Source organism: Paenisporosarcina sp. P5_A11 (genome assembly GCF_056400705.1).
The window spans coordinates 1-2,910 of record NZ_JBFUKT010000275.1; the positions used below are offsets into that span (position 1 = coordinate 1).

Consider the following 2,910-nt stretch of genomic DNA (forward strand, 5'->3'; position numbering starts at 1 on the left):
CAAATGAATGATTCAAACGGTGGAGTAAAAATTGATGGCAGTGCAGAATATGCAGGTGGATATGATGTGGAAATCGCAAAAAGAATTGCAAAAGATTTAGGAAAAGAATTAGTGATTGTGAAAACTGAATGGGATGGTCTTGTACCAGCCTTAACCTCAGGCAAAATTGATGCAATAGTTGCAGGTATGTCACCAACATCAGAACGTAAAAAGACAATCGATTTCTCAGACAACTATTACACATCAAATTTAGTAATGGTTGTAAAAAAAGGTGGGAAATTTGAAGATGCTACTTCTATCCAAGATTTCAAAGGAGCAAAAGTAACTGCTCAATTGAATACATTCCACTATTCAGTAATTGACCAAATCGAAGGTGTAGTCAAAAAAACAGCTATGGACAACTTTACAGCAATGAGAGTTGCTCTTGAATCGGGGATGATAGATGGGTATGTGTCAGAACGTCCAGAAGCAGTTAGTGCTTCTACAGCTAATGACAACTTTGAAATGGTAGAATTTACAGACGGATTTGTTACATCTGAAGATGAAACAGCAATCGCAGTCGGACTTGCAAAAGATAGTAAACTAACGGAAAAAATCAATAAAACTTTAGCTGCTATCTCAGAGGAAGATCGACAAAACATTATGGATTCTGCTATTAAGATTCAACCAGCAGCACAATAATGATTATTTGATTCCGGCTGCATCATTTGCAGTCGGTTTTATGTTTGTAAAGGAGGATAAAAATGAGTTTTGAGTGGATCGTAACAATTATTTCAAACAACTGGCCAATGTTCATTCGGGGAGCTGGCATGACACTATTAATCTCCATTACTGGTACTGTATTGGGTGCAATTATAGGTTTATTGATAGGGGTTATTCATACGATTCCTTTACCTGAGCGAGGAATAAAAAGAGGTATTCTTAAAGTAATTAATGTAATTCTTTCTGTATATATAGAATTCTTCCGTGGAACACCTATGATTGTGCAAGCCATGGTCATTTTTTATGGCTCTGCTTTAGCCTTTGGTATAGATATGGACGTATTAATTGCAGCAATCTTTATCGTATCGATTAATACAGGTGCTTACATGGCCGAAATTGTTCGTGGCGGTATTGTTTCTGTCGAAAAAGGACAATTTGAATCAGCTCAGGCAATTGGTATGAACCATTTTCAAACGATGATCCATATTGTATTACCGCAAGTCGTTCGAAATATTTTACCAGCGACCGGTAATCAATTTGTCATTAATATTAAAGATACCGCCGTTCTTAACGTTATTGGTGTAACGGAATTATTCTTCCAAACAAAATCAGTTGCAGGGAACAACTTCAGATATTTTGAGTCATTTTTTGTTGCATGTATTTTGTATTTCATCATGACATATACGGTAACTAGAATTTTGCGTTTTATCGAAAGAAGATTAGATGGTCCCGAAAATTACAGTATGATTGATCATCAAGTGCAAGTAGAGGCACCAGGAAATCTATCGAGTAGTACAAAAAATAGCGATAGAAATTAATAATTGACGAAGGAGGAGAACATATGGAAAAAGTAATTGATATTCAACATTTAAGCAAATCTTTTGGGAACCATGAAGTATTAAAAGACATTGACTTTTCTGTATATAAAGGAGAAGTTGTCAGCATCATTGGTTCCTCAGGATCTGGTAAATCCACTCTTCTTCGTTGTATAAATCTTTTAGAAAGACCAAATGGTGGTCAAATTATTTATCATGAAGAAAATATTTTAGAAGACAAACATGACATCCACGCCTACCGTACAAAGTTAGGGATGGTATTCCAGCAATTCAACTTATTTAATAATCACAATGTATTAAACAATTGTGTTGTTGGACAAGTAAAAGTGTTAAAACGTTCAAAAGAAGAAGCAGAAAAAATAGCGATGAAATATTTAAAAGTCGTTGGTATGGATCAATATATTAACGCTAAATCTAGACAATTATCAGGTGGACAAAAACAACGTGTGGCTATAGCTAGAGCACTTTCTATGGAGCCGGATGTGATGTTATTTGATGAACCAACATCAGCACTTGATCCTGAGATGGTAGGAGAAGTTCTAAAAGTAATGAAGGAACTTGCTGAAACTGGTCTCACTATGTTAATTGTCACTCATGAGATGGAATTTGCAAAGGAAGTTTCTGACCGTGTTGTATTTATGGACAAAGGCGTTATTTGTGAAGAAGGAAGTCCAGAGCAAATTTTCAATAACCCAAAACAAGAACGCACTAGAGAATTTTTAAAACGAACCTTAAAACAGATGTAATTTGATCCAACAGTATTTTGACGTTATCTAGTACTAGGTTACAGAGGCTACTCGCCTAGTTCGCGTATATGCTAAATCCTACCTAATCGTACAACACATTTGGCAAAACATTGTTTAATAATCTTCTCGTTTTAACAAATAAAATAATCCCTAACCACTTGTTCTTTAACCCGTTCAGTTAAGTGGTACAAAAGTTTGGATAACTCAACGAATAGCGTCATTAACGTGGAAATTAGCATTGCTTTTAGCAGTGCTTTTTTTCGTGAATTTCACAAAAATTTATTAAATATAGTAAAAGGAAACACATCAATAATATAGTAATATAATAAAAAGATGCAGTGTCTAAGTTAAGGCATTTTTTCATCAACTAATGGGGTAGTTATTTGAAGATGAAAAATACAATTAAAAATTAGATTAGTGCTAAACTGTGAATATTGTATGTCCGGAAATATTTATGAACTAAAAACCCGAGAACAATCCGGTGTTATTTCGTTTTTGATAGCCCGGGCAGAACTGGCAGTTAGGTTCAAAGAAAATTATAGAATGGGTGCCCCTACAAGAAAAGATTATTTGTACTTACACAAAATTCTGGGCGCTCCCCTCTTAACAGGCTGTCTCTTATACAC

At 34.9% G+C, this 2,910-nt stretch carries 3 protein-coding genes; all 3 read left to right on the forward strand.

What is annotated here, in order from left to right; translation table 11 throughout:
• The coding region (locus AC1DOS_RS19235) for a transporter substrate-binding domain-containing protein (protein ID WP_477538795.1) at nt 1-681 on the forward strand (681 nt) is incomplete at its 5' end.
• A 62-nt stretch (nt 682-743) separates the two neighbouring features.
• Nucleotides 744-1,520, forward strand: a complete 777-nt coding sequence (locus tag AC1DOS_RS19240; protein WP_477538796.1) for an amino acid ABC transporter permease — start codon at nt 744-746, stop codon at nt 1,518-1,520.
• Between the two features lie 23 nt (nt 1,521-1,543).
• Nucleotides 1,544-2,284 (forward strand): amino acid ABC transporter ATP-binding protein, encoded by a 741-nt coding sequence (locus AC1DOS_RS19245; protein ID WP_108585865.1) that lies wholly within the window; start codon nt 1,544-1,546, stop codon nt 2,282-2,284.
• The last annotated feature ends 626 nt before the right edge of the window (nt 2,285-2,910 follow it).

Bases quoted from the DNA above. Each gene is read 5' to 3' on its own strand.
- AC1DOS_RS19240 (WP_477538796.1), top strand. From the start codon at position 744: ATGAGTTTTGAGTGGATCGTAACAATTATTTCAAACAACTGGCCAATG.
- AC1DOS_RS19245 (WP_108585865.1), top strand. From the start codon at position 1,544: ATGGAAAAAGTAATTGATATTCAACATTTAAGCAAATCTTTTGGGAAC.